The sequence below is a fragment of the Lacrimispora sp. genome (genome assembly GCF_032078915.1).
Taxonomy (GTDB): domain Bacteria; phylum Bacillota; class Clostridia; order Lachnospirales; family Lachnospiraceae; genus Lacrimispora.
The window spans coordinates 1-23,307 of record NZ_DAMAUN010000070.1; the positions used below are offsets into that span (position 1 = coordinate 1).

Genomic DNA, 23,307 nt, shown 5'->3' on the forward strand with positions numbered 1-23,307 from the left:
TAATCCGTGAACTGAAGTTCCCCGCGGTCCTCTGCTGCAGTTTTTCCGTCTATTTTAAGCGTCACAGCAGCCTCTGTCCTGACACCGGCCGCCTGTTTGTACCACTTTTCCCTGCACTTTAGCTGTACCAAAGCAGGCAGCGGCTTAACGATGCGGTGCCCCAAAGCCCTTGCCAGCTGATAACCGCTTCCATCGGATCCTGTTTTTGGAGCCGCCATGGAACCTGCCGCTAAAATGATGGCATCTGCCTTTTTCTTTCCTTGGGAAGTCATCAGGGATAAATCCTTCCTTATCTCCTCAACCTGACAATCAGTGATGATGGGAACGCCCAGATGGTCAAGCTCAAAAAGAAGAGCTTCCAGAACGGAGACGGCTTGTCCGGTGTTGGGGTAGACATATCCGTTCCGGTCTGTAAGAACAAGACCCAGGTCCCGGAAAAATTCCAGCGTCTGTTCCACCGTAATGTGATCCAGCACTTTTTTAATAAACTCCTGCTGACCTCCCCGGTAGGCACCATCAGGAGTCATTCGATTGGTTAAATTGCACTTCCCATTTCCGGTGGAAAGAAGTTTTTTCCCCGGTTTGGCTGTATGTTCTAAAACAGTAACAGAAGCACCCTGTCTGGCTGCCTGGATAGCCGCTGCCAGACCGGAAGCTCCTGCCCCTACGATGATTACCTGTTGTTTCATAAAATCCTCCTGTATCCTCGACAAACTTATTGTATCCAGTTTGCCTCTTCATTTCAAGTATTTCTTTAGCTTGTATAGGATTCCAGGTAATTAAATACCTCGATCATGGAAGAAAACCATATGCCATCCATTAATTTCCACCGCTCTTCCTCGGGAAAGTCAGTGACGGGCATATGGGTATAAAGGCAGATGGTTGTTTTATCCTGGTAGAGGACGAGAAGATATCCGTCCTCTGAGACAAGATAAAACTTTTCTTTGCCTTTTGCATTTACGGGTTCAACCTCTTCCTGGTTTATCACAATCTGCGCTTCCGTTACAGTTTCTGTTTCTATGGTTGCCCCCGGCAGAGCCTCTTCAGGCCTTACGCTGTCCTTTGTAATGGCAAATCCAATTCCTAAGCAAATGGCGGATGCCGCTACGAACAAAAGAAAGCAGAACATATACTTCTTCATGAGTTGATACCTCCTTCATGTAAGTATAGTATCTGCCTTCTTCCTGGGTTTTAATCACATAAGATGGAATTTTCTTGCTATGCGCACCAGCTTCTTCCCTCCCGGAACGCTTAAAAGCTCTGCTTCATCTACACAGCGCAGTTTTAAAAGGAGAACTCCATAAACCACCACAGCTACCGCTATGGCGGCAAGAACACTGAATACATTGCGCTTTAACGTCAGATGCACAAGGAAATAGGTGCCGTAAGCAGCCGCTCCCATAACTCCCGATGCCAGGATGGGAATAATAAATGTTTTCTTGATTTCCTGCCTGTAATTTAAAAACCGACCGATTGCAGTTCCATTTAAGATACACATGGTAAGTGCAAATAGGATGTTGGAATATACCACGCTGTAGATTCCCATGCGGAATCCGAAAAGCATGACACATAGGATGATTACATGAAGGATTAAGGAAATGATCGCATTCTTTAAGGGGGTCTGCATCCGGTTGATCCCCTGTAATACTCCGTTTGTCACCGTGGAAAGGGAGAAAAACACGACTGCCACAGATCCGTACATCATCATTTTAATAAGAGCCGAGTTGTCATTTCTGCTGAATAACAGGTTGCAGATAGGTCCTGCCAGTACGGTAAGGCCGACCGTAGCCGGAATGGCGATCAGCATGGAAAAGCGAATCACCATGGAAACCTTTCCTTTTAACTGTCCCCTCTGACCTTCCGCCATTGCTCTTGAAAGAGTTGGGATGAGCGCGGAGGAAAGGGAATTGGCAATTGCCACCGGGATGTTAAAAAGAAGCTGATACTTCCCGATTATACCCCAGTTGGAAGCAATCTCCGAAGCGCCCATGCCCATAGCCGTCATGCCGTTTCCATAGATGCTGTTGTCAATTACTGTACTGATGTTATAAGCCACGCTGCTTAAAACAATGGGAAAGACCGTCATGAAAAGAACGCCGGAAAGTTCTCCATAGGATTCCCGACGCCTTGTCCTGTCCCTTCTTGCCTGCTTTTTCATAATTGGCAGGTAGCTGAATAAAATAAACAGGAGAAACAGCAGGGCAGCCACAGCCCCCGCTCCTGTTCCAATCGTTCCTCCCGCCGCGCCAAAGGCAAAGGAGTATTCCGCAGACCCGTGAACCAGGTTGGACCGAAGCCCTGCCTGAAACAGCCTGGAAGCTGCATATACGCTGATGATCGCATTGACGATCTGTTCAAGGATCTGAGATATGGCCGTGGGAAGCATGGTTCCAATGCCCTGGAAATATCCCCGGAACACGCCAAGATAGGCGATCACCCAGATGGTAGGGGCCAGGGTTTTTAGGGCATAGAAGGTATAAGGCATTTTTAAAAACCGGCTGGCGAATATATCCGCTCCAAACCAGAGCACGGCAGCTCCCAGCCCTCCTACCACGGTACCGTAAAACAGAGCCACCTTTAACACCCTTATGGAGTTGCGGTACTCTTTTCTCGCCAGTCTTGTAGCGATCATTTTGGATACTGCCGTAGGCAGGCTGTAGGAGGATACAATCAAAAGAAGAGAATAAATGGTAAACGCAGAACTATAATAACCGTTTCCTTCATTCCCTAAAATATCCGCCAGAGGGATACGGTAAAACATGCCAATGACCCGGACGATAATGCCTGCCACCGCAAGGATAACTCCCTGGATCAGGAAATTGGAAGATCCCCTCTTTACTTGTTTTTTGCTTGTCCTATTCTTTTCCATTTAACTTTACATTGGGAGAATCCTGTGCGGAAATAATGCATACCCAGGTTTTTCCCTGGTTCAGGATAATCTCGTTATTCTCCATGTCGTAATAATGTGTTGGGCCGAATTCTCCGTCTTTGCTCCATTTTATGGGGATGGAACGGCCTTCTGTTACGTAACAGCCATAAGAGTCATCCTGTACGTTGATATTTAAATAATCTGTTGTTGCATAATGGGCGGAAGGACAGTACTGAAGGATGATATTCTTAACCTTGATCTGGCCTTCATTTCCCTTGTGGGGAGCCCCGTACTGAAACCGGTAGTAAAGCCCGTCCTCTTCATGGTACTCAAACCACGGCTTGTTGAGCACATAGCCTGGATAGACCTTATAGGCATCGCCCACGCTATTTGCTCCTTCAAGGGTCACCTTTTTGCCATCCTTCGCAAAACGGTAATGGCCGCGGTAGGACTGGTCGTAGCTTTCTGAGTACCCCAGCTGAAGAATGGATTTGTTTAACCGCTCCCCGCTGGTGTATGCGTTGTGGGGAGATTTCCGGTCTTTGGTACGGAAATATGCCACCGTACCGATGCCGTCAAGCCCGTTGATGTTATCCACATTGGCAAGATAAGGCTTTGCAAAGGTGCTCTGCCCGTAATGAGCATAGATAGCATCAAACTCGCGGGCAAAATATGTATAATAGGTGCGGCAGCTCCTGACAGAGCCGATCCGGTCCAGATCATCATAATTTTCCAAAATAGCCATGTAACGGTTCATTCCACCTTCTGCCGGTGCTTCATAGACCACTCCGGCACGGTTGATCCCGTATTGAGGAAGAGCCTCTTTGTCATTGCTCATCATCACTGCCACCGGCCTCCGGTTTCCGATAGCGGAATCCACCATCTCACCCGTAAGGTAGCTGCGTATCTTACCATCTTTTTCGGTACGTTCTTCAAAGGTATAGTATTCACCGGAATTCGCTTCTGTCCTATCGTCTGCTGACTCACTGCTGTTGATTTTGATTTCTTTTGTTTCCGCCTGGTCGGTTTCCACTGATTGATCCGGAATCCATACCTTTTCATATTTTTTACCGCAGCCGGATAAAAAAGCGGCAGACAGCATGATGCCGGCGAATCCCAGCCATACCTTTTTCATCATCTCGTATATCCTCCCCGGCGTAAGATTTCCTCCTGCTTCCTTTCCATGATCTCCCGTTCTTCCTCTTCCATGTGATCATAGCCGCATAGATGAAGCATGCTGTGAGCGACTAAAAAGGCAAGCTCCCTTGTTTGGGAATGGCCGTAATTTTCAGCTTGTTCTTCCACCTTATCGACAGATATCACAATATCTCCCAGTAAAAGTTCCCCTGTTTCCGGATGAAAGCAGTCGTCCGCTGCTTCTTCCAGATGTTCAAAATCTGAAGGCCTTTCATATTCGATCATGGGAAAGGAAAGAACATCTGTGGGGTTGTCTATCTTCCGATATTCGTTATTGATCTGGCGGATATCCTCATTGTCGGTAATGAGGACATTGACCTCCGCCTCATAAGGGCAGTCTTCATAATCCAGCGAATCTTCCACTACCCTTGTAATGATATCTTCATATGGGATATCCAGTTTTTTTTCGGCCTCATATTCAATATTAATCGTCATAACGTGCCTTTCTGCCGCCAATGGCTTTTGTCTTTCGTTCCACCGGCTTTTTCTTTGACTCATAATCGTCATAAGCCTGTACGATTTTCTGTACCAGAGGATGACGAACCACGTCGCTGCTGGTTAGATGGCAGAAACCGATGTCGTCAATTCTCTTTAATATTTTCATGGCCATATCAAGTCCTGACATGCTTCCGGAAGGAAGATCCTTTTGCGTTAAGTCACCAGTTACAATCACCTTTGAACCAAAGCCGATTCTGGTGAGGAACATCTTCATCTGGGCCGGAGTGGTGTTCTGGGCTTCGTCAAGAATAATATAGGCATTGTCCAGGGTACGGCCTCTCATGTACGCCAGAGGTGCTACCTCTATCAGACCTTTCTCCGCATTGTGAAGATAGCTCTCTGCTCCCATAATCTGATAGAGTGCATCATATAAAGGCCTTAAGTAAGGATCTATTTTGCTTTGTAAATCTCCTGGGAGAAAACCCAGCTTTTCTCCTGCCTCAATCGCAGGCCTGGTCAGAATGATCCGGTTTACCTCTCCGTTTTTAAAAGCCTGGATTGCCATAGCCATGGCAAGATAGGTTTTTCCGGTTCCTGCAGGACCGATTCCAAATACGATCATCTTCTTTCTGATCTGGTCCACATACTGCTTTTGCCCGAGGGTCTTTGGCTTTACCGGCCTTCCTGTAATGGTTCTGCAGATAATGTCCTTGTCGATTTCTAAAATCTGACTGTCACTTTCAGAAAATGACAGAGAAAGAGCATAATCTACATTTTGTTCTGTAATGGAATTTCCCCGTTTGGAAAGCTCAATTAAGTTACTAAATACACTTTTCGCTTTCTGCACCATTTGTTCCGATCCAATGATCTTAAGGGCGCCATCACGTCCAATCATGGTAACATGCAGGGTCCGTTCTATTTTCTTTAGATAGCTGTCAAACTGTCCGCATACATTTTTTTCGTGTTCAGCTGGAATGTCTATGATTGTCTCAATTACGCTCATTTGAATGATTTGTCTCCTCCGGTTCCTCTGATCTTTGTATCTTAATCGCCTCCCGCCTTCCTAAAGGCTCCTCTGCCACGAAATCTATGGCAACCTGGCATAAAGATTCATTATCTAGTATTTTAACATGATTTTCCAGAATTTGTACCCCTTTTTCTATTAAATTTTTTTTGTACCTTTCGTTGATATCCTCAGACAGCAGTTTTTTCTCTTCCTCTGTATAGGGACGCTCGTAAGATATATACTCTTTCCCTGTTATTTTGCCAAAGTAAAAGGGAAGATAAAAATTCTGGAATAAATGAAGCTGCTCTTCTTCCATGGTCCGTTTCCAGGAAGTTCCCTCTGGCCGGGGACGGATAAGCATGAAGGAAAAACGGAAAGCCTTCATATAGTATCCATTCCTTACTTTCCCCGTTTCTACATCGATTTTCCGAAAAAGAGGCATTTGTCTGGTAAAATGATATTCTGTCCTGGCTGTTATATCCGCATCAGAGCGTACAAAGTGGGTGTTTATCACGGTTTCGCTGTCGTCGATAATGGGAAGGGTGCCGCTGACCAGTATCTGCCCTTCTTCTACCGTATCACCAATTGCCGCCATTGGAACGCCGCTGCGAACGATCATGGAAGTGATTACACCGCCTTTTTCCGCTATGATGTCACAGGGAGTTTCATCCTTTGCAGGAATCTCCGACAACACTTCATTTTCTTTTATTTTAACCAAAAGGCGGGTTCCTGATACCCTTGCCGATACCCAGGTTATTTCAGGAAACTTGGTTCGAAACGCTTCTTCCAGGACATCACAATCAATTTTTGATTTTTTCATACCATACCGGATTTCTTCCGATTCGCAGAATTTTATAAGAGTGTCGTATGTATACATCTGGTTCCCGTTAAATTCAATGTCCCAGATAAATAGGGAAAGGGAATAGAGGATCAAAAAAAAGCTGATGAACCCGGCTGCATATAGTTTCCGTTTTCTGTTCCGATGTAAAAAAAAAGGAAGTCCAAACTTTTTTAAAATCCTAAGTCTGACCTTCGATTTACGCACAAGGGGCTTCACCTTTCGGAACCCTTGTACCGTAATGAAAAGCTGATAGGAATGTCCGCAATTTACGACTTTCCACAATTCAATTTCATGTACGCTGCACATGTTAAGAAAACGTTCCGGGGAAAAACCGGTCATTTCTATAGAAAGATAACCGAATAAATAATGTTTCAGCCATGCAAGCATTTTATTTCACCTCCAGTTCCCTTCTTATTCAAATTCCAGGGATTTTATATAACCGTTGATCTTCATCTCCTCATTGGTGTAATATTCAATCATCAGCCGGCTTCCGCCAATGATCACTCGACAGTTTTTTGCCTGAAGTTTGATGGAACAGTCTGTATACAGGATAATGCTTCGGTAATTTTCTATGACAACGCTATGACGTCCAAGAAAAGATACAAGCACCTCTCCCAGAACCACGTCCTTCGGGAGTTTTAAGGCGGAAGCTGCTTTTTCCTTTGATTCCTCAAACATAATCCCTTTTCTGCCCCTCTCTTTTTATTTTTGCAAATCGATTTGAGATTTTAACCCTTTTATACTATATGCAAAAAAGATGCGGAACATTCTACGGTCATAAAAGTCAAAAAAACCCCTGGTCACATAGAAATGGGACCAGGGGCTCATCTTTTAACTATTAGTTAAATTTACGTTTTCTTGCAGCTTCAGACTTTTTCTTACGTCTAACGCTTGGTTTCTCATAATGCTCTCTCTTACGAATTTCCTGCTGGATACCTGCTTTTGCACAGTTTCTTTTGAATCTGCGTAAAGCACTATCTAAGGTCTCGTTGTCTTTAACGATAACATTTGACATAGCTCACACCTAACCTCCCTCCAGTTGTGTACTTGTGCATAATACAACTGTTTGGGTATTTTATAGCACTGATATGATTATAGCATAATTTTGCCATACGTCAAGAAAAATTTTTATATTTTTCTTAATGTTCAGCGTATTAATTCAGCTGTTCTGCAACAACTTCCGCAACTTTTTCAAGGCATGCATCCACTCCTGCGGGATTCTTTCCGCCTGCCTGAGCCATATTCGGACGCCCGCCGCCGCCGCCGCCGACTAAGGAAGCAATGGCTTTGATTAAGTTGCCTGCATGAGCACCCTTCTTCTGTGCTTCCTCCGTAACAGCAGCCATCAGATTTACTTTATCATCCTGAACAGAGGCGATTACAATGACTCCGCCGCCTATTTTATCTTTCAGCTGGTCGCCCAGATTACGGAGTCCATTCATATCCACATCAAGCACCTTTGTGGCAAGGACCTTAACTCCCTTAATCTCTTTCACCTGATCCATTACATTTCCAAGAGAGTCTTTTGCAAGTTTGCTTTTTAACTTTTCATTCTCAGAATGCAGGGCTTTTATTTCTTCTAAAAGGGACTCAATTTTTGCCGTCAAGGATGATGGTGTTGTCTTGGCAGTCTTTGCTGCTTCAAGAAGCTCTTTTTCTGTTTCCTGATAATAATGCATCAGGCCGTCTCCGGTCAGGGCTTCGATTCTCCGTACTCCGGCTGCAATACCGGTTTCGGACAGGATCTTAAAAGAGCCGATGACTCCCGTATTGTTAATATGGGTGCCACCGCAAAGCTCTGTGGAAAAGTCTCCCATTTTCACTACGCGGACCGAATCCCCGTATTTTTCCCCAAACAGTGCCATAGCACCGGATTTTTTGGCTTCCTCTAAAGACATGATTTCCGTTTTTACAGGAAGAGATTCCTTGATTTTCTCATTTACAAGAGTTTCCACCTGTTCGATCTCCTTAGGTGTCATGGCTGAGAAATGAGTAAAGTCGAAACGCAGCCTGTCTCCGTCAACGAAGGAACCGGCCTGCTCCACATGATTGCCCAGAACTGCTCTTAAGGCTTTCTGGAGAAGATGGGTCGCACTGTGGTTTTTCCCCGTATTCTGGCGGTTATTTTCACAAACCTTTAAGGTAACCGCATCTCCGGTCTGCAGCATTCCCTTTATCATTCTGCCCACATGGCCCACTTTTCCACCCTGTAAATGGATGGTATCTTCCACCTTAAATTCACCCATATCACTTACGATTCTGCCAACATCGCCCTGCTGGCCTCCCATGGTTCCGTAAAATACGGTCTGTTCCGTCACAATGGTTCCGGTCTCCCCGTCGGTAAGCGCCTCCACTAAATCGGTTTCCGAAGTGAGCACAAGGATTTTGGAAACACAAACAAGCTTATCATAGCCGATGAACTCGGTTGTAATGGCAGGATCAATGGACTGGAAGACCGTGACGTCAGCACCCATGTAATTGGTGGCCTTTCTGGCATTTCTGGCTGTTTCCCTCTGCTTTTGCATAGCAGCTTTAAAGCCGGCTTCATCCACTCCGAAATTCTTTTCTTCCAGAATCTCCAGAGTCAGATCCAGAGGGAATCCGTAGGTATCATATAATTTAAAAGCATTCTCACCGGAAAGGATGGTGAGCTTTTCTTTTATCATTTCCTCTTCCAGCTCACCAAGAATGGCAAGACCCTGGTCAATGGTCTTATTGAACTTGTCTTCCTCCTGGGTCAGAACTTTTAGAATCATAGCTTTCTTTTCTTCCAGCTCCGGATATCCATCCTTAGATAAGTCAATTACGGTGGTGGACAAGTCTGCAAGGAACTTTCCTTCGATTCCCAGAAGTCTTCCATGACGGGCAGCTCTTCTTAAGAGGCGGCGGAGAACATAGCCCCGTCCCTCATTGGAGGGCATGATGCCATCGGATATCATAAAGGTGCAGGACCGGACGTGGTCTGTGATCAGCCGAAGGGATACATCCACATCAGGATCCTTCTTGTATTCTGTCCGTGCCAGTTCAGCCACACGGTTTAAAAGAGCTTTTATGGTATCCACATCAAAAATAGAATCTACATCCTGAACAACTACGGCCAGACGTTCCAGTCCCATGCCGGTATCAATGTTTTTCTGCTGTAATTCCTCGTAGTTTCCATGTCCGTCATTTTCAAACTGCGTGAATACATTATTCCACACTTCCATATAACGGTCGCATTCACAGCCAACGGTACAGTCTGGCTTGCCGCAGCCGTACTTCTCTCCTCTGTCGTAGTAAATCTCAGAACAGGGGCCGCAGGGACCTGCGCCGTGCTCCCAGAAATTGTCTGCCTTTCCAAAGCGGAAAATGCGCTCGGGCGCAATGCCGATTTTCTTATTCCAGATTTCGAAGGCCTCATCATCTTCCAGATATACGGAGGGATACAGCCTGTCCGGGTCAAGGCCGACTGCCTGGGTCAAAAATTCCCATGACCAGTGAATCGCCTCATCCTTAAAATAATCCCCAAAGGAAAAGTTTCCCAACATCTCAAAGAATGTGCCGTGGCGGGCTGTCTTGCCAACGTTCTCAATATCTCCTGTCCGGATACACTTCTGACAGGTAGTCACCCTTTTTCTTGGCGGGATTTCCTGGCCTGTAAAATATGGCTTAAGGGGAGCCATGCCCGAGTTGATTAACAACAAGCTGTTATCATTATGCGGAACCAGGGAGAAGCTTTTCATAGCCAGATGTCCCTTACTCTCAAAAAATTCAAGGAACATTCTCCTCAGTTCATTCACACCGTAGTTCTTCACGTTACTGTCCTCCGTTTGCTATTTTATCTCTTTCGTCGCATTGCCGCTGTTTCCGGCATCTTTATGATCTCTGTATTTCTTGCCGCATACGATACCGCCCCATGCAAGAAACAGGAAGAACAGGAATTTTATTGCGGTCTCCAATAAACTTGCAAATATTGCTGTCATATTTTATCCTCCCGAAAGTTCATATAGTATCACTCATTTTACTATCCTATCATATGGAATTTTATTTATCAAGATGTTGCTGTGGAAATTTTTTCACTCAAAATAAAAAGTACGGAAAAAACCGTACTTTTTACTGTTCATCTTTTAAAGAGAGAACATCCATGTATTCTGTTACCAGATCATAGGCACGCGCCCTCGTGGACTCTGCCATGGAAGCAGTGTACTCAACCTCTTCCAGGCTTCCGCCGCTGTATTTTTTTGCGGCCTCCTCTGCCTTTGCATCCCTGCTTTTGATCCATTCCTGCTGTGAGGTTTCAAGAGTTTTCTTATCTTCTTCAGTCAACCCTTCTGTAATAGCGGCATAAATCGCATTCTGTTCCCTGTTCCACAGCTTGAATTCTTTATCTACCAGGGCCTTCATGGAATAGGTATTGGAATCTCCTGATTCCTCCCGCATCTTTCTGATCTGGACATCCAGTTCCAGCAAATGCTTTTGATAATAGGCTGCCCCTTCCGCAGGAGCGGCAGCATTCGCCTGCCTGCTTTTTAAATCCGGGCTTATGGGGGAGATTACGGTTTCCTCTATGGAGGCCTCGTTAGAGCTTTCCGCTGCCTGGGGAACCGGTTCTGCCTGATCAGAAACTGCAGCACTTTTCATCCGAAATTCGGCATCTGCCGGCTGGGATCTGTTTTCCACAGCGGTTTCAGCATTTGGGGCGGCTGCCGGACCGGTTTTACTCATTTTTGATTCCTCTGCAGAAGCCGGCGCTTCCTGGGGAGCCGCCATATCCGCTGAGAACAATTCCGGCGTTCCGCCATAGCCTTTTGCTTCTGCTTGGTCATCCGGAATTTCGGAGTTTGAAAGCCCAGTAATTCCCAGAGGATCCGAAACATTTTCCTTGCTTTTTACAAAAGTGGATGTGGCAAGGGTTATGAGGATCCCGATGACCAGAATGCTTCCAATTACAATCCAAATTCCTCTATTTTTATTCATGAAATATCATCCTAACCTATTTGATGAAAATAACATAGCACAAATAAAAAAGAAAGAAAATAGGAATTCGCAATTAGTAAGACATTGTAAGAGATATGTAAGTTTTTGGCATTTTCCATAGCTTGCCATATCATATCCCTTCGTCGACCTGCAGATCATCTCCATCCGCAGCGCTTGTGGCCAGCACATCACACCGTTCATTCTGGGGGTGACCGGCATGTCCCTTTACCCAGTGAAAAGTCACTTGATGAGGTTCCATGGCCTTTAACAGCCTTTCCCATAGGTCAATGTTCTTTACAGGTCCGCTTTTGCCTCTCTTCCAGTTATTTTTTACCCAGTTCTCAATCCAATGCTGATTAAATGCGTCTGTCACATATTTGGAATCAGAGTATAGTTCTACCTGACAGGGTCTGGTAAGCGCTTCCAGACCTGCAATGGCCGCCATAAGTTCCATACGGTTGTTGGTGGTTTTTACATATCCTGCTGACATGGTTTTTTCGTGGAGCTGCCCTTTGGAATCAGTAAATTGCAAAACCGCGCCATAGCCTCCTGGCCCGTCGGGGTTTCCTCTTGCAGCTCCGTCGGTAAATAATTGTACTTTCGTCACTTTCTTTTGTTCTCCTTATCTATCCCATTTATCACATAAAGAATTAATTTGATCCGCAAATTTGGCAAGATCCTTATTGGCTCCGCCTTCGTTATGACGGATAACCTGCAAAAGCCTTTCGCCGGCAGCAAAAAGCCTTCCATAAACACCCACTGGTTTTTTTGAGATTTCCGGTCCTTTGACAACTGCAACGCCCTCTGTCTCATCCAGCCATCTCCCAAGGGAAAGATCATAAACAGAACCGGAGTGAGGGGCCTTTACCCTGTATCCGTAATCCTTCTCAAGGAGCTGCTCAAAGGAGCTGCAAACCAGATCATCACCGTGTACCAGAAATACTTGTCGCGGTTTTTCTTCAAAAGCATTCAACCAGGCAATCAATCCTTCCATATCTGCGTGGGAACTCATTCCCTCCATCTGTTCTATATGGGCTTCCACCTGAATGGTTTCGCCAAACAGCCTTACTTCGCTGCAGCCTTCGGTCAGGCTCCTTCCCAAGGTTCCTATGGACTGGTATCCGGTGAAAACGATCGTGCACGACCGTCTCCATAAATTATGCTTTAAGTGATGGCGGATACGGCCTGCATCACACATGCCTGCCGCAGAGATGATCACTTTTGGTTTTGAATTAAAATTAATGTTCTTGGATTCTTCACTGGTAACCGACAGCTTTAAGCCAGGAAAGGATATGGGGTTGATGCCTTTCATGACCAGTTCTTTTGTTTCTTCATCATAGCAGTCTACCAGATTATCTTTAAAAATATGGGTTGCTTCCACTGCCAGAGGGCTGTCGACATAAACCTCAAACCCATCGTGACCGGTGACCAGCTTCTCTGCTTTGATTCGGCGGAACATATAAAGAAGCTCCTGGGTCCTTCCCACTGCAAATGCGGGTATTACCACGTTTCCACCACTGTCTAGGGTCTTTTGGACAATGCCTGCAAGAATGGAAACATGATCCGGTATCACACCGTGAAGCCGGTCTCCGTAGGTGCATTCCATTACCACATAATCCGCCTCTTTTATGTAGTGAGGATCACGGATTAAGGGCTTGTTCTTGTTGCCGATATCACCGGAAAATACGATTTTTTTAGAGGTTTTGCCTTCTGCCATCCAGATTTCAACAGAGGCGGAACCAAGAAGATGGCCTACGTCTATAAAGCGGATTGTAAAGCCATCCTCCAGTTCCACCTTTTCGTTGTAATTGTAGGAATGAAACAGCTCCAATACGCCCATGGCATCATTGATTCCGTACAGGGGTTCTTCTTCCGGGAGGCCAGCCCGCCTGGCTTTTCTGTTCTTCCATTCTGTTTCAGACTCCTGAATATGGGCGCTGTCCTTCAGCATAATTCCGCATAGGTCGGCGGTTGCCACGGTGGAGATCACTCGTCCCCGGAACCCTCTTGCATAGATAAAAGGAAGCATTCCTGCGTGATCGATATGGGCATGGGTCAAAAGAACATAATCAATTTCCGCATAGCTGACTGGCAGATCCACATTTACAAATTTATCAATCCCCTGCTCCATACCGCAGTCCACAAGGATTTTTAAACCGGCAGCTTCCAGATAATGACAGCTCCCGGTTACCTCGCGGGCTGCGCCGATGAACATTAATTTCATATAGCCCTCCTGTTGTATCTGTTTTTTGTATTATACCATTAATTTAGATAATAATGCAAATCATACCGCCATTACTATCATTAATTATTTTTTGGAGGGTGTCCTGAAGTTTTATTTGACAGTCTTCCGTAAGCTGGGAAACTTTTTGCTGAATGCCGTCTTCCACGATCTGTTCAATGGATTTTCCAAAGATATTGGTGTTCCATATTCCGTCTTCGCTATCTCTTGCATTTTCTTTAATGTAGGCGATTAAATCTTCTGCCTGCTGTTCGCTTCCAACAATAGGAGCGATCTCCGTCTGGATATGGGCCTTGATCAAATTAATGGAAGGTGCTTCTGCCCGCATTTTTACCCCGTATTTATTACCGTGCTTAATAACTTCCGGTTCATCCAGAATAATCTCGGACCGATCCGGAGTCACGATTCCATAACCTTTGAAACGAACCTGGCTCATGGCCAGATTGACCTTTTCGTATTCTGCCTTCATTTTTGCAAGCTCGCTTAAGGTTTGCATCAACTGGTATTCTCCCTCGATCGGAAGCCCTACATAATCGCTTAAAATCTGATAATAATAACTGTCATCCACATCCATGGCAACGGATACGCTGCCATCGGCCATATTTAAGTTCTGGATCTTGATGGACCGGACGCTTTCTGTTGACCCGTCAAATAAGTCTGATGATACGTCCTTCATGTGGGATACTTTTTTTACCATATCTTTTGCAGCCTGGATCACCTGGGCTTTCAGCCAGTGGGTGGCAGGGAGGATCTCCAGCCATTTTGGAATGAAGAAATCCATTTCTGTCACAGGGAATTCCTTTAATACCCGTTCAAGGATGTTATTTACGTCATCCTTCTTTAACTGTTCACAGTTAATGGGCATGACCGTTACCCCGTATTTCTGGCTTATATCCTTTGAAAGAGCCGTTGTTTCATCAGAATACGGCCTGGCAGAATTGAGTAGAATAATAAATGGTTTCCCCAGGGTTTTTAATTCCTGTACGGTGCGCTCTTCTGCAGCTATGTAGTTGGGACGTTTCAGTTCTCCGATGGAACCGTCTGTGGTTATGACTACGCCAATGGTAGAATGGTCATTGATAACCTTTCTGGTTCCGATTTCTGCCGCTTTCGTAAAAGGGATCTCGTAATCAAACCAGGGTGTTTTCACAAGCCGCTCTTCATCATTTTCAATGTGGCCGGCAGCACCGTCTACCATAAAGCCTACACAGTCGATCAATCGGACTTTTGTTTCGATCTCATCTCCCAGACGGATGGTCGCCGCTTCTTTGGGGATGAATTTGGGTTCTGTGGTCATGATGGTTTTTCCTGCCGCACTCTGGGGCAGTTCGTCCCTTGTCTGAGTTTTCTGGTGTTCATCCTCCATGCCCGGCAGAACCATTAATTCCATAAAACGCTTGATAAAAGTTGACTTTCCTGTTCTTACCGGCCCCACAACTCCAATGTAGATTTCTCCGTTGGTTCGGGCTTTGATATCATTGTATACGTTATAATTGTCCATAAAGATTCCCCCTTCTGTGCTGTTATACTATATGCATGGGAGAAAGGATTATTCCCTTTTATTTTTCACGCCGCTTCTCTTTTATAATCATATTCAGACTGGTGAAAAAGGAAAAATTTAAGGATGGCAAAGCAGCTTTTACACTTCTTTTGCCATCCTTTAAAAATCTGGTATTTTGCGAAAGCCATGTGATTATTCGCTTAGATATGCCTTCTTTACCGAATCATTATTCATCAGTTCATGAGCATTGCCGCTTAACACTATGGCCCCTGTTTCCAGAACATAAGCACGGTTTGCAATGGACAAAGCCTTTTTTGCGTTTTGCTCCACCAGCAATACCGTAGTTCCTGACTTGTTGACCTCCTGAATGATATCAAAAATCTCATTCACATAAATCGGCGAAAGACCCATGGAGGGCTCATCAAGCACAATCACCTTAGGATGGCTCATCAGTGCACGTCCCATGGCTAACATCTGCTGCTCTCCGCCGCTTAAGGTTCCCGCAGGCTGGTTCTTTCTCTCCAGAAGCCTTGGGAAACGTTTGTAGATCATCTGCAGGGTCTCTTCTATCTCATTTTTATCCCGTCTTGTGTAAGCGCCCAGCTTTAAATTTTCATAAACACTCAAAGCTGCAAACACCCGCCGTCCTTCCGGTACATGAGCCATACCCATGCCCACAATTTTATCGCCCCGGATTCTTGTGATATCCTGGCCATCAAACTGGATGGTACCGGAGGCCGCCTTTAAAAGGCCGGTTATGGTATGAAGGGTCGTGGTTTTTCCAGCGCCGTTAGCGCCGATCAGGGCTACGATCTCACCCTCGTTTACTTCAAAGGAAATATTCTTAAGCGCCTTGATGACGCCATAATATACTTCTAAGTCTTTTACTTCAAGTAGTGCCATTCCTTAAGCCTCCTTATTCTCCCAGATATGCCTTGATAACTTCCGGATCATTAAGCACATCCGCCGTTTTCCCCTGGGTAAGCACCTGGCCGAAATTCAGTACGGTCAGTCTTTCACAGATGCCGGAAACAAGCTTCATATCGTGTTCAATAAGCAGAATGGTCATATCAAAATTATCCCGTACAAAGCGTATGGTATCCATAAGCTCTGTGGTTTCGTTAGGATTCATACCGGCTGCCGGCTCATCTAAGAGCAAAAGCTTAGGACCTGTGGCAAGGGCACGGGCGATCTCCAGCTTCCTTTGTTTTCCGTATGGAAGGTTGGAGGCGAGGATATCCTTTTCTTCATCAAGGCCAAATACTTTTAAAAGCTCTATGGCCCGCTGATCCATCTCTTTTTCCACTTTGAAGTACTTAGGCAGGCGGAGAATTCCTGTGACCGTCCCATAGGAATAAGTGTTGTGAAGACCGGTCTTAACATTATCAAGAACCGTTAATTCCTTAAACAGACGGATATTCTGAAAGGTTCTTGCGATTCCGGCCCTGTTGATATCCACTGTCTTTTTCCCTGTTATGTTCTCTCCGTCCAAGAAAATAGTGCCTGTATTGGGTTTATATACACCGGTTAAAAGGTTAAAGATCGTGGTTTTACCGGCACCGTTTGGGCCGATAAGACCATAAAGCTGTCCTTTTTCAATGGTGATGCTGAAATTATCTACGGCTCGCAGTCCGCCAAAGGATATTCCAAGATTCTTGATTTCCAGTAAAGCCATGGTTATGCCCTCTCCTTCTCTGCCCTGTTCTTATGGAAATACCGTTTCCTGAGATCAATTAATTTAGGACTCCAGTTAAAAATCATCATGACAATCAGGATGATGGCGTAAATCAGCATCCGGTAGGTATTTAAACCTCTCAAAAGCTCCGGAAGCAGAGTTAAGAGAACTGCCGCGATCATGGAACCACGGATATTTCCGATTCCGCCGAGAACCACAAACACAAGAATCATGATGGACTGGTTATAGCCAAAATTCTTCTGCGTCGCAGTAAGTGCAGAAAGGTTATGGGAATACAGGACACCGGCCACGCCTGCCAGGGAGGCAGAAATGGTGAAGGCCATTAATTTGTATTTTGTTATATTGATACCAATGGATTCCGCCGCAATGCGGTTATCCCGTACCGACATGATGGCCCGTCCGGATCTGGAATGAATTAAGTTCAAAACGATTACCAGCGTGATCAAAATAAGGATAACACCAATGGTAAAGGTGGAATTTTTAGGCGTTCCTGTAATTCCCTGGGCGCCGTTTATAATTACGGTCCCACCTTCTGCCATATGGAGAGCCCCCGCGTTTTTTATGGAAAAATGAAGCCCGTCAGCATCTTTTCCAATGTAAATCACGTTTATCACATTTTTAATGATTTCTCCAAATGCCAGGGTCACAATGGCTAAATAATCGCCCCGAAGCCTTAAAACCGGAATTCCAACCACAATGCCAGCCAGTGCTGCCGAGAAAGCGCCAATTAAAATCGCGAAAAAGAAACGGATTCCCGCGTTTGGAATGGCTTCCAGCATGGCAATGGAAAACAAGGCACTGGAAAAGGCCCCCACACACATGAAACCTGCGTGTCCCAGACTCAGTTCACCAAGGATGCCTACGGTTAAGTTTAAGGATATTGCCATAATGGTATAAATGCACAGGGGTACCAAAAGGCCCTTCATCAGGTTGCTTACCTGGCCTGCATTTACCAGGAGCTGTACGATAATATAGGCGGCGATCACCAGCCCAAAGGTTATCATATTGCTTCTTAATGTCTTATTCAGACGGAAATTCATCTTCATACTTTTTTCCATATCGGCCACCTATACTTTCTCGTTGATCTTCTTACCCAGGATTCCGGTTGGCTTTACAAGAAGAACGACAATAAGGACTCCAAATACGATGGCATCGGAAAGCTGGGAAGAAATATAAGCCTTGCTTAAGTTTTCAATCACACCCAGTAAAAGTCCGCCGATAAGCGCTCCCGGAATGGAGCCAATCCCGCCAAATACGGCAGCCACGAATGCCTTAATGCCTGGCATGGAGCCGGTATAAGGGGTAAGGGTCGGATAAGCGGAACAAAGAAGCGCACCGGCCACAGCAGCCAGGGCAGAGCCGATGGCAAAAGTAAGGGCGATGGTTCCGTCCACATTAATTCCCATGAGCTGGGCGGCTCCCTTATCTTCCGATACGGCAAGCATGGCCTGACCTGCTCTTGTCTTTCTGATAAACATCGTCAGACCGATCATAATGATGATACAGCTGATGATCGTGACAATGGTCTCACCGGAAATGATCAGCTTTCCCTGTGCAAGCTTAAGGGCCGGAACTGTTACGACAGAAGTAAAGGATTTCGGATTAGAACCAAAAACGAGCAGCGCGATGTTTTGGAGCAGGTAACTCACACCGATTGCCGTGATCAGAACCGCAAGAGGGCTTGCCATACGGAGAGGACGGTAAGCGACCCCCTCAATGACAACGCCAAGTACCGTGCACAGGATCACTGCAAGAAGTATGCCGGCAACCGGACCTAAGCCCATTGTGCTGACAACTGTGAACACCACGTATCCTCCGATCATAATTACATCGCCATGAGCAAAGTTAAGCATCTTGGCAATGCCATATACCATGGTATAACCCAAGGCAATGATCGCATAAACACTGCCCAGACTTAGGCCATTAATAAAATAGGATATGAAACTCATCATACCATCGCACCTCATTCGTTGTTTATTTTAAAAGAAGAGAGTCGTCCTCTGGACGACCCTCTATTGGGTCATTTACCAAATGAATGAAATTCAGTAATTACATCGCTGTGTAAACACCATTTATAATCTTAACTGCTTTAGGTGCCTTATCCGGTTCTCCGTCTTTGGACCATTTCATGTTCTCGCCTGTTAAGCCGTTTACAGAAATTTCTGTCATAGATGTCTTTAACGCATCACAGATTGCAGAAGCATCCATGTCTGCTGTGATTGCAGCCTTTTCAGCAGCAGCCTTGATGGCGTAAACTGCATCATAACCATCGGCAGCAAACTGGTTTGGGATTTCGCCGTACTTCTCTTTAAATGTAGTAACAAACTTCTGGGTCAGTTCATCCTTTGCATCAGCAGCAAATGGTGTAAGAAGCATTACGTTTTCAGCTAAGGAAGTATCAAAATTTTCTACGGTTAAAAGTCCGTCAAGTCCGTCACAGCCAAAGAACTGTGGCTCGTATCCCATCTGCTTTGCCTGTGCAAGGATTAAGGCAGCCTGGGAATAGTAAATCGGAAGGAATACAAGCTCAGCGCCTGAATCCTGTGCCTTCTGAATCTGTACGGAGAAGTTGGTATTGTTGTCTGCGGTAAATGCCTCATCAGACACAATTTCAATTCCCTGGTTTGCTGCTTCAGAGAGGAATTTATCATGGATACCGGATGAATAAACATCGGAGCTGTCATAAATAATGGCGACCTTGGTAGCCAGCTTGTTCTCGCCAATGTACTGTGCGGAAGCTGCTCCCTGGTTTGGATCGGAGAAGCATACACGGAACTGGTTTTCAAACTTAGCGCAGTCTACGGCTGAACCGGAAGGAGTGAGCTGGAACATGTTATCGTTACTGGATTCCGCACCTACTGCGATACAGGGAGCGGAGGTAACAGTACCGACTAACATCTGCATGCCCCAATCCTTTAAGGTATTGTACGCATTTACTGCTTTTTCCGTATCGTTTTCATCATCCTGGAAACTGTACTCAATCTGAGCACCGTTAATCCCGCCATTTGCGTTGATCTCGTCAATGGCTAATTCCGCACCGCGCATAACAGCCTGTCCGTAAATCGCTGTGCTTCCAGTGATCGGTCCGATACCACCGATTTTAAAGGAACCTTCTCCAGAAGCCTTTGCTGCTTCCGAGGACTCTCCTGATGCCGCTTTTTCCCCGGCGGCGGTGGTTTCTGTAGCCTTGCCGCTTCCGCAGGCGGTTAAAGATGCTGCCAAAGCAACTGCCATGGCAAGGCTCAGTAACTTCTTCATTGATTTTTTCATAATCCATTCCTCCTCATAAAACGTTTTATATATACATTTCCGTTGGTAATATTTACTTGATAAAGGCAGGCGATGCATACCGGAATCCAGCAAATCTCCCGTTCGATGAGCCAGGGGCAGATCGAACTTCGTTGACGTATACATAGTCTTTATAATAAATTGGCTTTTAAAAAAAGTCAACTGATTTTAATTTAATTATGAAAAAATCCACATGTTTCCTTTTTCCTGCCTGCACATGAGGAATGTTTCTCCATTAATCCCATGGCAGATCTGAACTTTCAATGGTCTTATCCCTAAGCATTAAATCCTTGACAGCTTCGGAGGCTGGTTTGTTATTAAATAAAACTGCATTTACCTGCTCCACAATCGGCATGGAAACGCCGTATTTTTCCGACAGAGCCAGAGCGGCTTTGGCAGAATAAATGCCTTCTACCACCATCTTCACTTCCTTTGTGGCTTCCTCCATGGTCTTTCCCTGTCCGATCAGGATTCCGGCTCTCCGGTTCCGGCTGTGCATACTTGCACAGGTTACGATCAGATCTCCGATTCCGGACAAACCGCAAAAGGTCTGAAATTTACCGCCCATTTCTGTGCCCAGCCTGGATATTTCGGCAATGCCCCTTGTGATCAGAGCTGCTTTTGTGTTATCACCATAGCCAAGTCCATCTGCGATACCGGCAGCAAGGGCGATAACATTTTTGATGGAGCTTCCAAGCTCGATTCCCAGGATGTCAGGACTTGTGTAAACCCTGAAAACCTCACTCGTAAAAATCCCCTGAATGTATTCCGCTGTCTTTCTGGTACGGGCACCTGCCACGCAGGTGGTGGGAAGGTTTTTGCTCACCTCTTCCGCATGGCTGGGTCCGGAAAGGACTGCCACATCTGCCATGGGAAGCTCTTCTTCCAATATTTCGGAGAGTGTCATAAGAGAGGATTCTTCAATTCCCTTTGCAACGTTGACCACTACCTGGCCATATCTGCAAAATGAATTCATCTTTCTTGCCGTTGAACGGACATAAACAGAAGGAACTGCCGTTACAAGAAGATCCCTCCCTGTCATGGCTTCTTCTAAGTCTTCCGTAAAAGTCATATCCTCAGTCAGCACCAGATCCGGCAGGGTATGATGCCTGTGGGTCGATCTCATCTCCGAAATTTCTTCAGGAAGAGCAGACCAGACGGTCACCTCATGCCCATTATTATATAGAAGAGCTGCAAGCGCTATTCCCCAGCTCCCAGATCCGATCACTCCGATTTTAGCCATTTTCTTCACCTCATGTTATTTTTTTCCTGATCCAAAGGAAATTTTATTCTCCCTGCCGCGGACAAGGCGTCCGATATTTGCCCGGTGGCGCCAGAACGCCTGACCGCTTATCAGTGCTGTCACTATGTAGAATTCCGGCAATAATCTTTGATCAAGACCATACGCGCCCATACTTCCAAAGAGGAACAGCCATATCAGAAAAATTGTAGCGACCACCAGAGAGCCAAGAGAAACATATCTTGTAACAGCAACAATCAAAACAAATGCCACCAGGCATAAAAGCATCATTCTTAAATCAGCAGCTACAATCAGGCCTGCTGTGGCAGCAATGCCCTTGCCGCCTTTGAAATTAAGATAGAACGGGTAATTATGGCCCAGGATTACGCCAAAACCAGTATACAATATCAGAAGATAAATCATCTCCGGCTGGGACCGGAAGAGGACCCGGATCATTAAGCAAGGCAGCAATGACTTTAAGAAATCGCCGAAAAAAACCACTGCTCCTGCCTTTGGACCCATAACCCTCAAGGCGTTGGTCGTGCCGGAATTACCGCTTCCGTGATTGCGGATGTCAATTTTATGAGCCTTTCCGTAAAAATAACCGGACTGTATGAGTCCGAATAAATAACCTGCAATAAGACAGATGATTCGCTCCATACGACTATTCCTTTCCGCTTCTTTCTCTATATATAAACTTAAGGGAGGTTCCCTTAAAACCAAATGCTTCCCGGATCTTATTCTCTAAGTATCTGGTATAGGAAAAGTGAGTCAATTCCTTATCGTTTACAAAAATTACAAAAGTCGGAGGCTTTACAGCAACCTGGGTGATATAATAGAGTCTTAATCGCTTGCCCTTATCGGACGGGGGCTGCTGAAGCGCCACGGCTTCTGACATGATTTCATTTAGAACTCCGGTAGCTACCCGAAGAGTCTGGTTCTCCCGAACCATATCAATCACCTCGAACAGCTTATTCATCCTTTGGCCGGTTTTTGCAGAGATAAATAAGTATTCTGCATAAGACATAAAGGATAACGTATTCTTGATCTTGTTTGTATATTCATAGATGGTCTTATCGTTCTTTTCAATGGCATCCCATTTGTTGACCGCAACAATGATGCCCTTTCCGCGCTCATGGGCAATACCCGCAATTTTTGCGTCCTGTTCGGTTACGCCTTCTTCCGCGTCAATGACCACTACCACCACATCGGCCCGTTCAACTGCCGTAACGGTACGGATGATGCTGTAGCGCTCCAGCTCCTCTTTGATCTTACTCTTCCGTCTCAGACCTGCCGTATCAATGAACACATATTCCGTACCATTATGAACGATCTCCGTATCCACCGCATCCCTGGTAGTACCTGCAATGTTGGAAACAATGACCCGGTTTTCTCCCAGGAGCTGATTTATAATAGAAGATTTGCCGACGTTTGGCTTTCCTACAATTGCAATTCTCGGCCTGTCATCCTCCTCTTCCTCTGTATCAAAGGTGCCAAAATGCTTTGCCACCTCATCAAGAAGCTCTCCAAGGCCCAGTCTGGAAGCAGCAGAAACAGGGACCGGATCCCCGATTCCTAAGTTATAGAACTCGTATACATCATTCCCGAACTTCTGGAAGCTGTCCACTTTATTGACAGCAAGGACGATGGGTTTTTTGGATTTACGAAGCATGTCAGCTACCTTGGAATCAGAATCCACAAGCCCCTGACGGACATCCACGATAAAGATGATAACATCTGCGGTGGCAATGGCGATCTCCGCCTGCTCCCTCATCTGTGACAGGATGATGTCGCTGCTGTCCGGCTCAATACCCCCTGTATCAATCAGGGTAAAATTCATATCCAGCCAGGTACAGTCTGCATAGATCCGGTCCCTGGTAACGCCTGGTGTGTCCTTTACAATAGAAATGGTATCACCGGCTAAAACATTAAACAACGTAGACTTTCCCACATTGGGGCGGCCTACGATGGCAACTACTGGTTTACTCATATGTTATTTCCTTTCTTCTTGCTGTCCATGTTTTTTGACATAA

General features: G+C 45.6%; 23 protein-coding genes. All 23 read right to left on the reverse strand.

Features of this window, described 5'->3' with window-relative positions:
* Positions 1-689 (reverse strand): aminoacetone oxidase family FAD-binding enzyme (locus tag RT269_RS22050; RefSeq protein WP_313185840.1); only part of this gene is annotated, 689 nt, incomplete at its 3' end.
* 65 nt (positions 690-754) lie between these two features.
* Complete coding sequence (locus tag RT269_RS22055) at positions 755-1,141, reverse strand: hypothetical protein (protein ID WP_313185842.1); 387 nt, start codon at positions 1,139-1,141, stop codon at positions 755-757.
* A 54-nt stretch (positions 1,142-1,195) separates the two neighbouring features.
* Entirely contained in the window at positions 1,196-2,869 is a 1,674-nt protein-coding gene (locus RT269_RS22060) for a putative polysaccharide biosynthesis protein (protein WP_313185844.1), read from the reverse strand.
* The gene (locus tag RT269_RS22065; protein WP_313185846.1) at positions 2,856-4,007 is read right to left on the reverse strand and encodes a DUF3048 domain-containing protein; all 1,152 of its coding nucleotides are present in this window, start codon (positions 4,005-4,007) and stop codon (positions 2,856-2,858) included. The genes RT269_RS22060 and RT269_RS22065 overlap by 14 nt, the downstream gene beginning before the upstream one ends.
* On the reverse strand, positions 4,004-4,501 hold the full coding sequence (gene ybeY, locus RT269_RS22070) for an rRNA maturation RNase YbeY (RefSeq protein ID WP_313185848.1): 498 nt from the start codon (positions 4,499-4,501) through the stop codon (positions 4,004-4,006). The genes RT269_RS22065 and ybeY overlap by 4 nt, the downstream gene beginning before the upstream one ends.
* Positions 4,491-5,507, reverse strand: coding sequence for a PhoH family protein (locus RT269_RS22075; RefSeq protein WP_313185850.1), 1,017 nt, complete (start codon positions 5,505-5,507; stop codon positions 4,491-4,493). The genes ybeY and RT269_RS22075 overlap by 11 nt, the downstream gene beginning before the upstream one ends.
* On the reverse strand, positions 5,494-6,738 hold the full coding sequence (yqfD, locus tag RT269_RS22080; RefSeq protein ID WP_313185852.1) for a sporulation protein YqfD: 1,245 nt from the start codon (positions 6,736-6,738) through the stop codon (positions 5,494-5,496). The genes RT269_RS22075 and yqfD overlap by 14 nt, the downstream gene beginning before the upstream one ends.
* Positions 6,739-6,762: 24 nt before the next feature.
* A complete protein-coding gene (locus RT269_RS22085) occupies positions 6,763-7,029 on the reverse strand; it encodes a YabP/YqfC family sporulation protein (RefSeq protein WP_025233186.1) in 267 nt (88 codons plus the stop codon).
* A 160-nt stretch (positions 7,030-7,189) separates the two neighbouring features.
* On the reverse strand, positions 7,190-7,366 hold the full coding sequence (rpsU, locus tag RT269_RS22090) for a 30S ribosomal protein S21 (RefSeq protein WP_004613829.1): 177 nt from the start codon (positions 7,364-7,366) through the stop codon (positions 7,190-7,192).
* 139 nt (positions 7,367-7,505) lie between these two features.
* Entirely contained in the window at positions 7,506-10,112 is a 2,607-nt protein-coding gene (alaS, locus tag RT269_RS22095; RefSeq protein WP_313185883.1) for an alanine--tRNA ligase, read from the reverse strand.
* Positions 10,113-10,163: 51 nt separating this feature from the next.
* Complete coding sequence (locus RT269_RS22100) at positions 10,164-10,313, reverse strand: hypothetical protein (protein WP_313185854.1); 150 nt, start codon at positions 10,311-10,313, stop codon at positions 10,164-10,166.
* Between the two features lie 130 nt (positions 10,314-10,443).
* Positions 10,444-11,307, reverse strand: coding sequence for a lysozyme inhibitor LprI family protein (locus RT269_RS22105; protein WP_313185855.1), 864 nt, complete (start codon positions 11,305-11,307; stop codon positions 10,444-10,446).
* A 130-nt stretch (positions 11,308-11,437) separates the two neighbouring features.
* Complete coding sequence (gene rnhA, locus RT269_RS22110; RefSeq protein ID WP_100304603.1) at positions 11,438-11,914, reverse strand: ribonuclease HI; 477 nt, start codon at positions 11,912-11,914, stop codon at positions 11,438-11,440.
* 15 nt (positions 11,915-11,929) lie between these two features.
* A complete protein-coding gene (locus RT269_RS22115; protein ID WP_313185858.1) occupies positions 11,930-13,531 on the reverse strand; it encodes an MBL fold metallo-hydrolase in 1,602 nt (533 codons plus the stop codon).
* A 43-nt stretch (positions 13,532-13,574) separates the two neighbouring features.
* Positions 13,575-15,050: a stage IV sporulation protein A gene (spoIVA, locus tag RT269_RS22120; protein WP_313185860.1), complete on the reverse strand. Its 1,476-nt coding sequence runs from the start codon at positions 15,048-15,050 to the stop codon at positions 13,575-13,577.
* A gap of 192 nt (positions 15,051-15,242) precedes the next feature.
* On the reverse strand, positions 15,243-15,953 hold the full coding sequence (locus RT269_RS22125) for an ABC transporter ATP-binding protein (RefSeq protein WP_025233192.1): 711 nt from the start codon (positions 15,951-15,953) through the stop codon (positions 15,243-15,245).
* A gap of 13 nt (positions 15,954-15,966) precedes the next feature.
* Positions 15,967-16,725, reverse strand: coding sequence for an ABC transporter ATP-binding protein (locus tag RT269_RS22130; RefSeq protein WP_313185862.1), 759 nt, complete (start codon positions 16,723-16,725; stop codon positions 15,967-15,969).
* A 2-nt stretch (positions 16,726-16,727) separates the two neighbouring features.
* Positions 16,728-17,804: a branched-chain amino acid ABC transporter permease gene (locus RT269_RS22135; RefSeq protein WP_313185864.1), complete on the reverse strand. Its 1,077-nt coding sequence runs from the start codon at positions 17,802-17,804 to the stop codon at positions 16,728-16,730.
* 9 nt (positions 17,805-17,813) lie between these two features.
* A complete protein-coding gene (locus tag RT269_RS22140; protein WP_025233195.1) occupies positions 17,814-18,695 on the reverse strand; it encodes a branched-chain amino acid ABC transporter permease in 882 nt (293 codons plus the stop codon).
* Between the two features lie 100 nt (positions 18,696-18,795).
* Positions 18,796-20,016 (reverse strand): ABC transporter substrate-binding protein, encoded by a 1,221-nt coding sequence (locus tag RT269_RS22145; protein WP_313185865.1) that lies wholly within the window; start codon positions 20,014-20,016, stop codon positions 18,796-18,798.
* Between the two features lie 253 nt (positions 20,017-20,269).
* A complete protein-coding gene (locus tag RT269_RS22150; protein WP_313185866.1) occupies positions 20,270-21,277 on the reverse strand; it encodes an NAD(P)H-dependent glycerol-3-phosphate dehydrogenase in 1,008 nt (335 codons plus the stop codon).
* 15 nt (positions 21,278-21,292) lie between these two features.
* Positions 21,293-21,934, reverse strand: coding sequence for a glycerol-3-phosphate 1-O-acyltransferase PlsY (plsY, locus tag RT269_RS22155; RefSeq protein WP_313185868.1), 642 nt, complete (start codon positions 21,932-21,934; stop codon positions 21,293-21,295).
* Between the two features lie 4 nt (positions 21,935-21,938).
* Positions 21,939-23,264, reverse strand: a complete 1,326-nt coding sequence (gene der / locus RT269_RS22160; protein ID WP_313185869.1) for a ribosome biogenesis GTPase Der — start codon at positions 23,262-23,264, stop codon at positions 21,939-21,941.
* Positions 23,265-23,307: the final 43 nt, after the last annotated feature.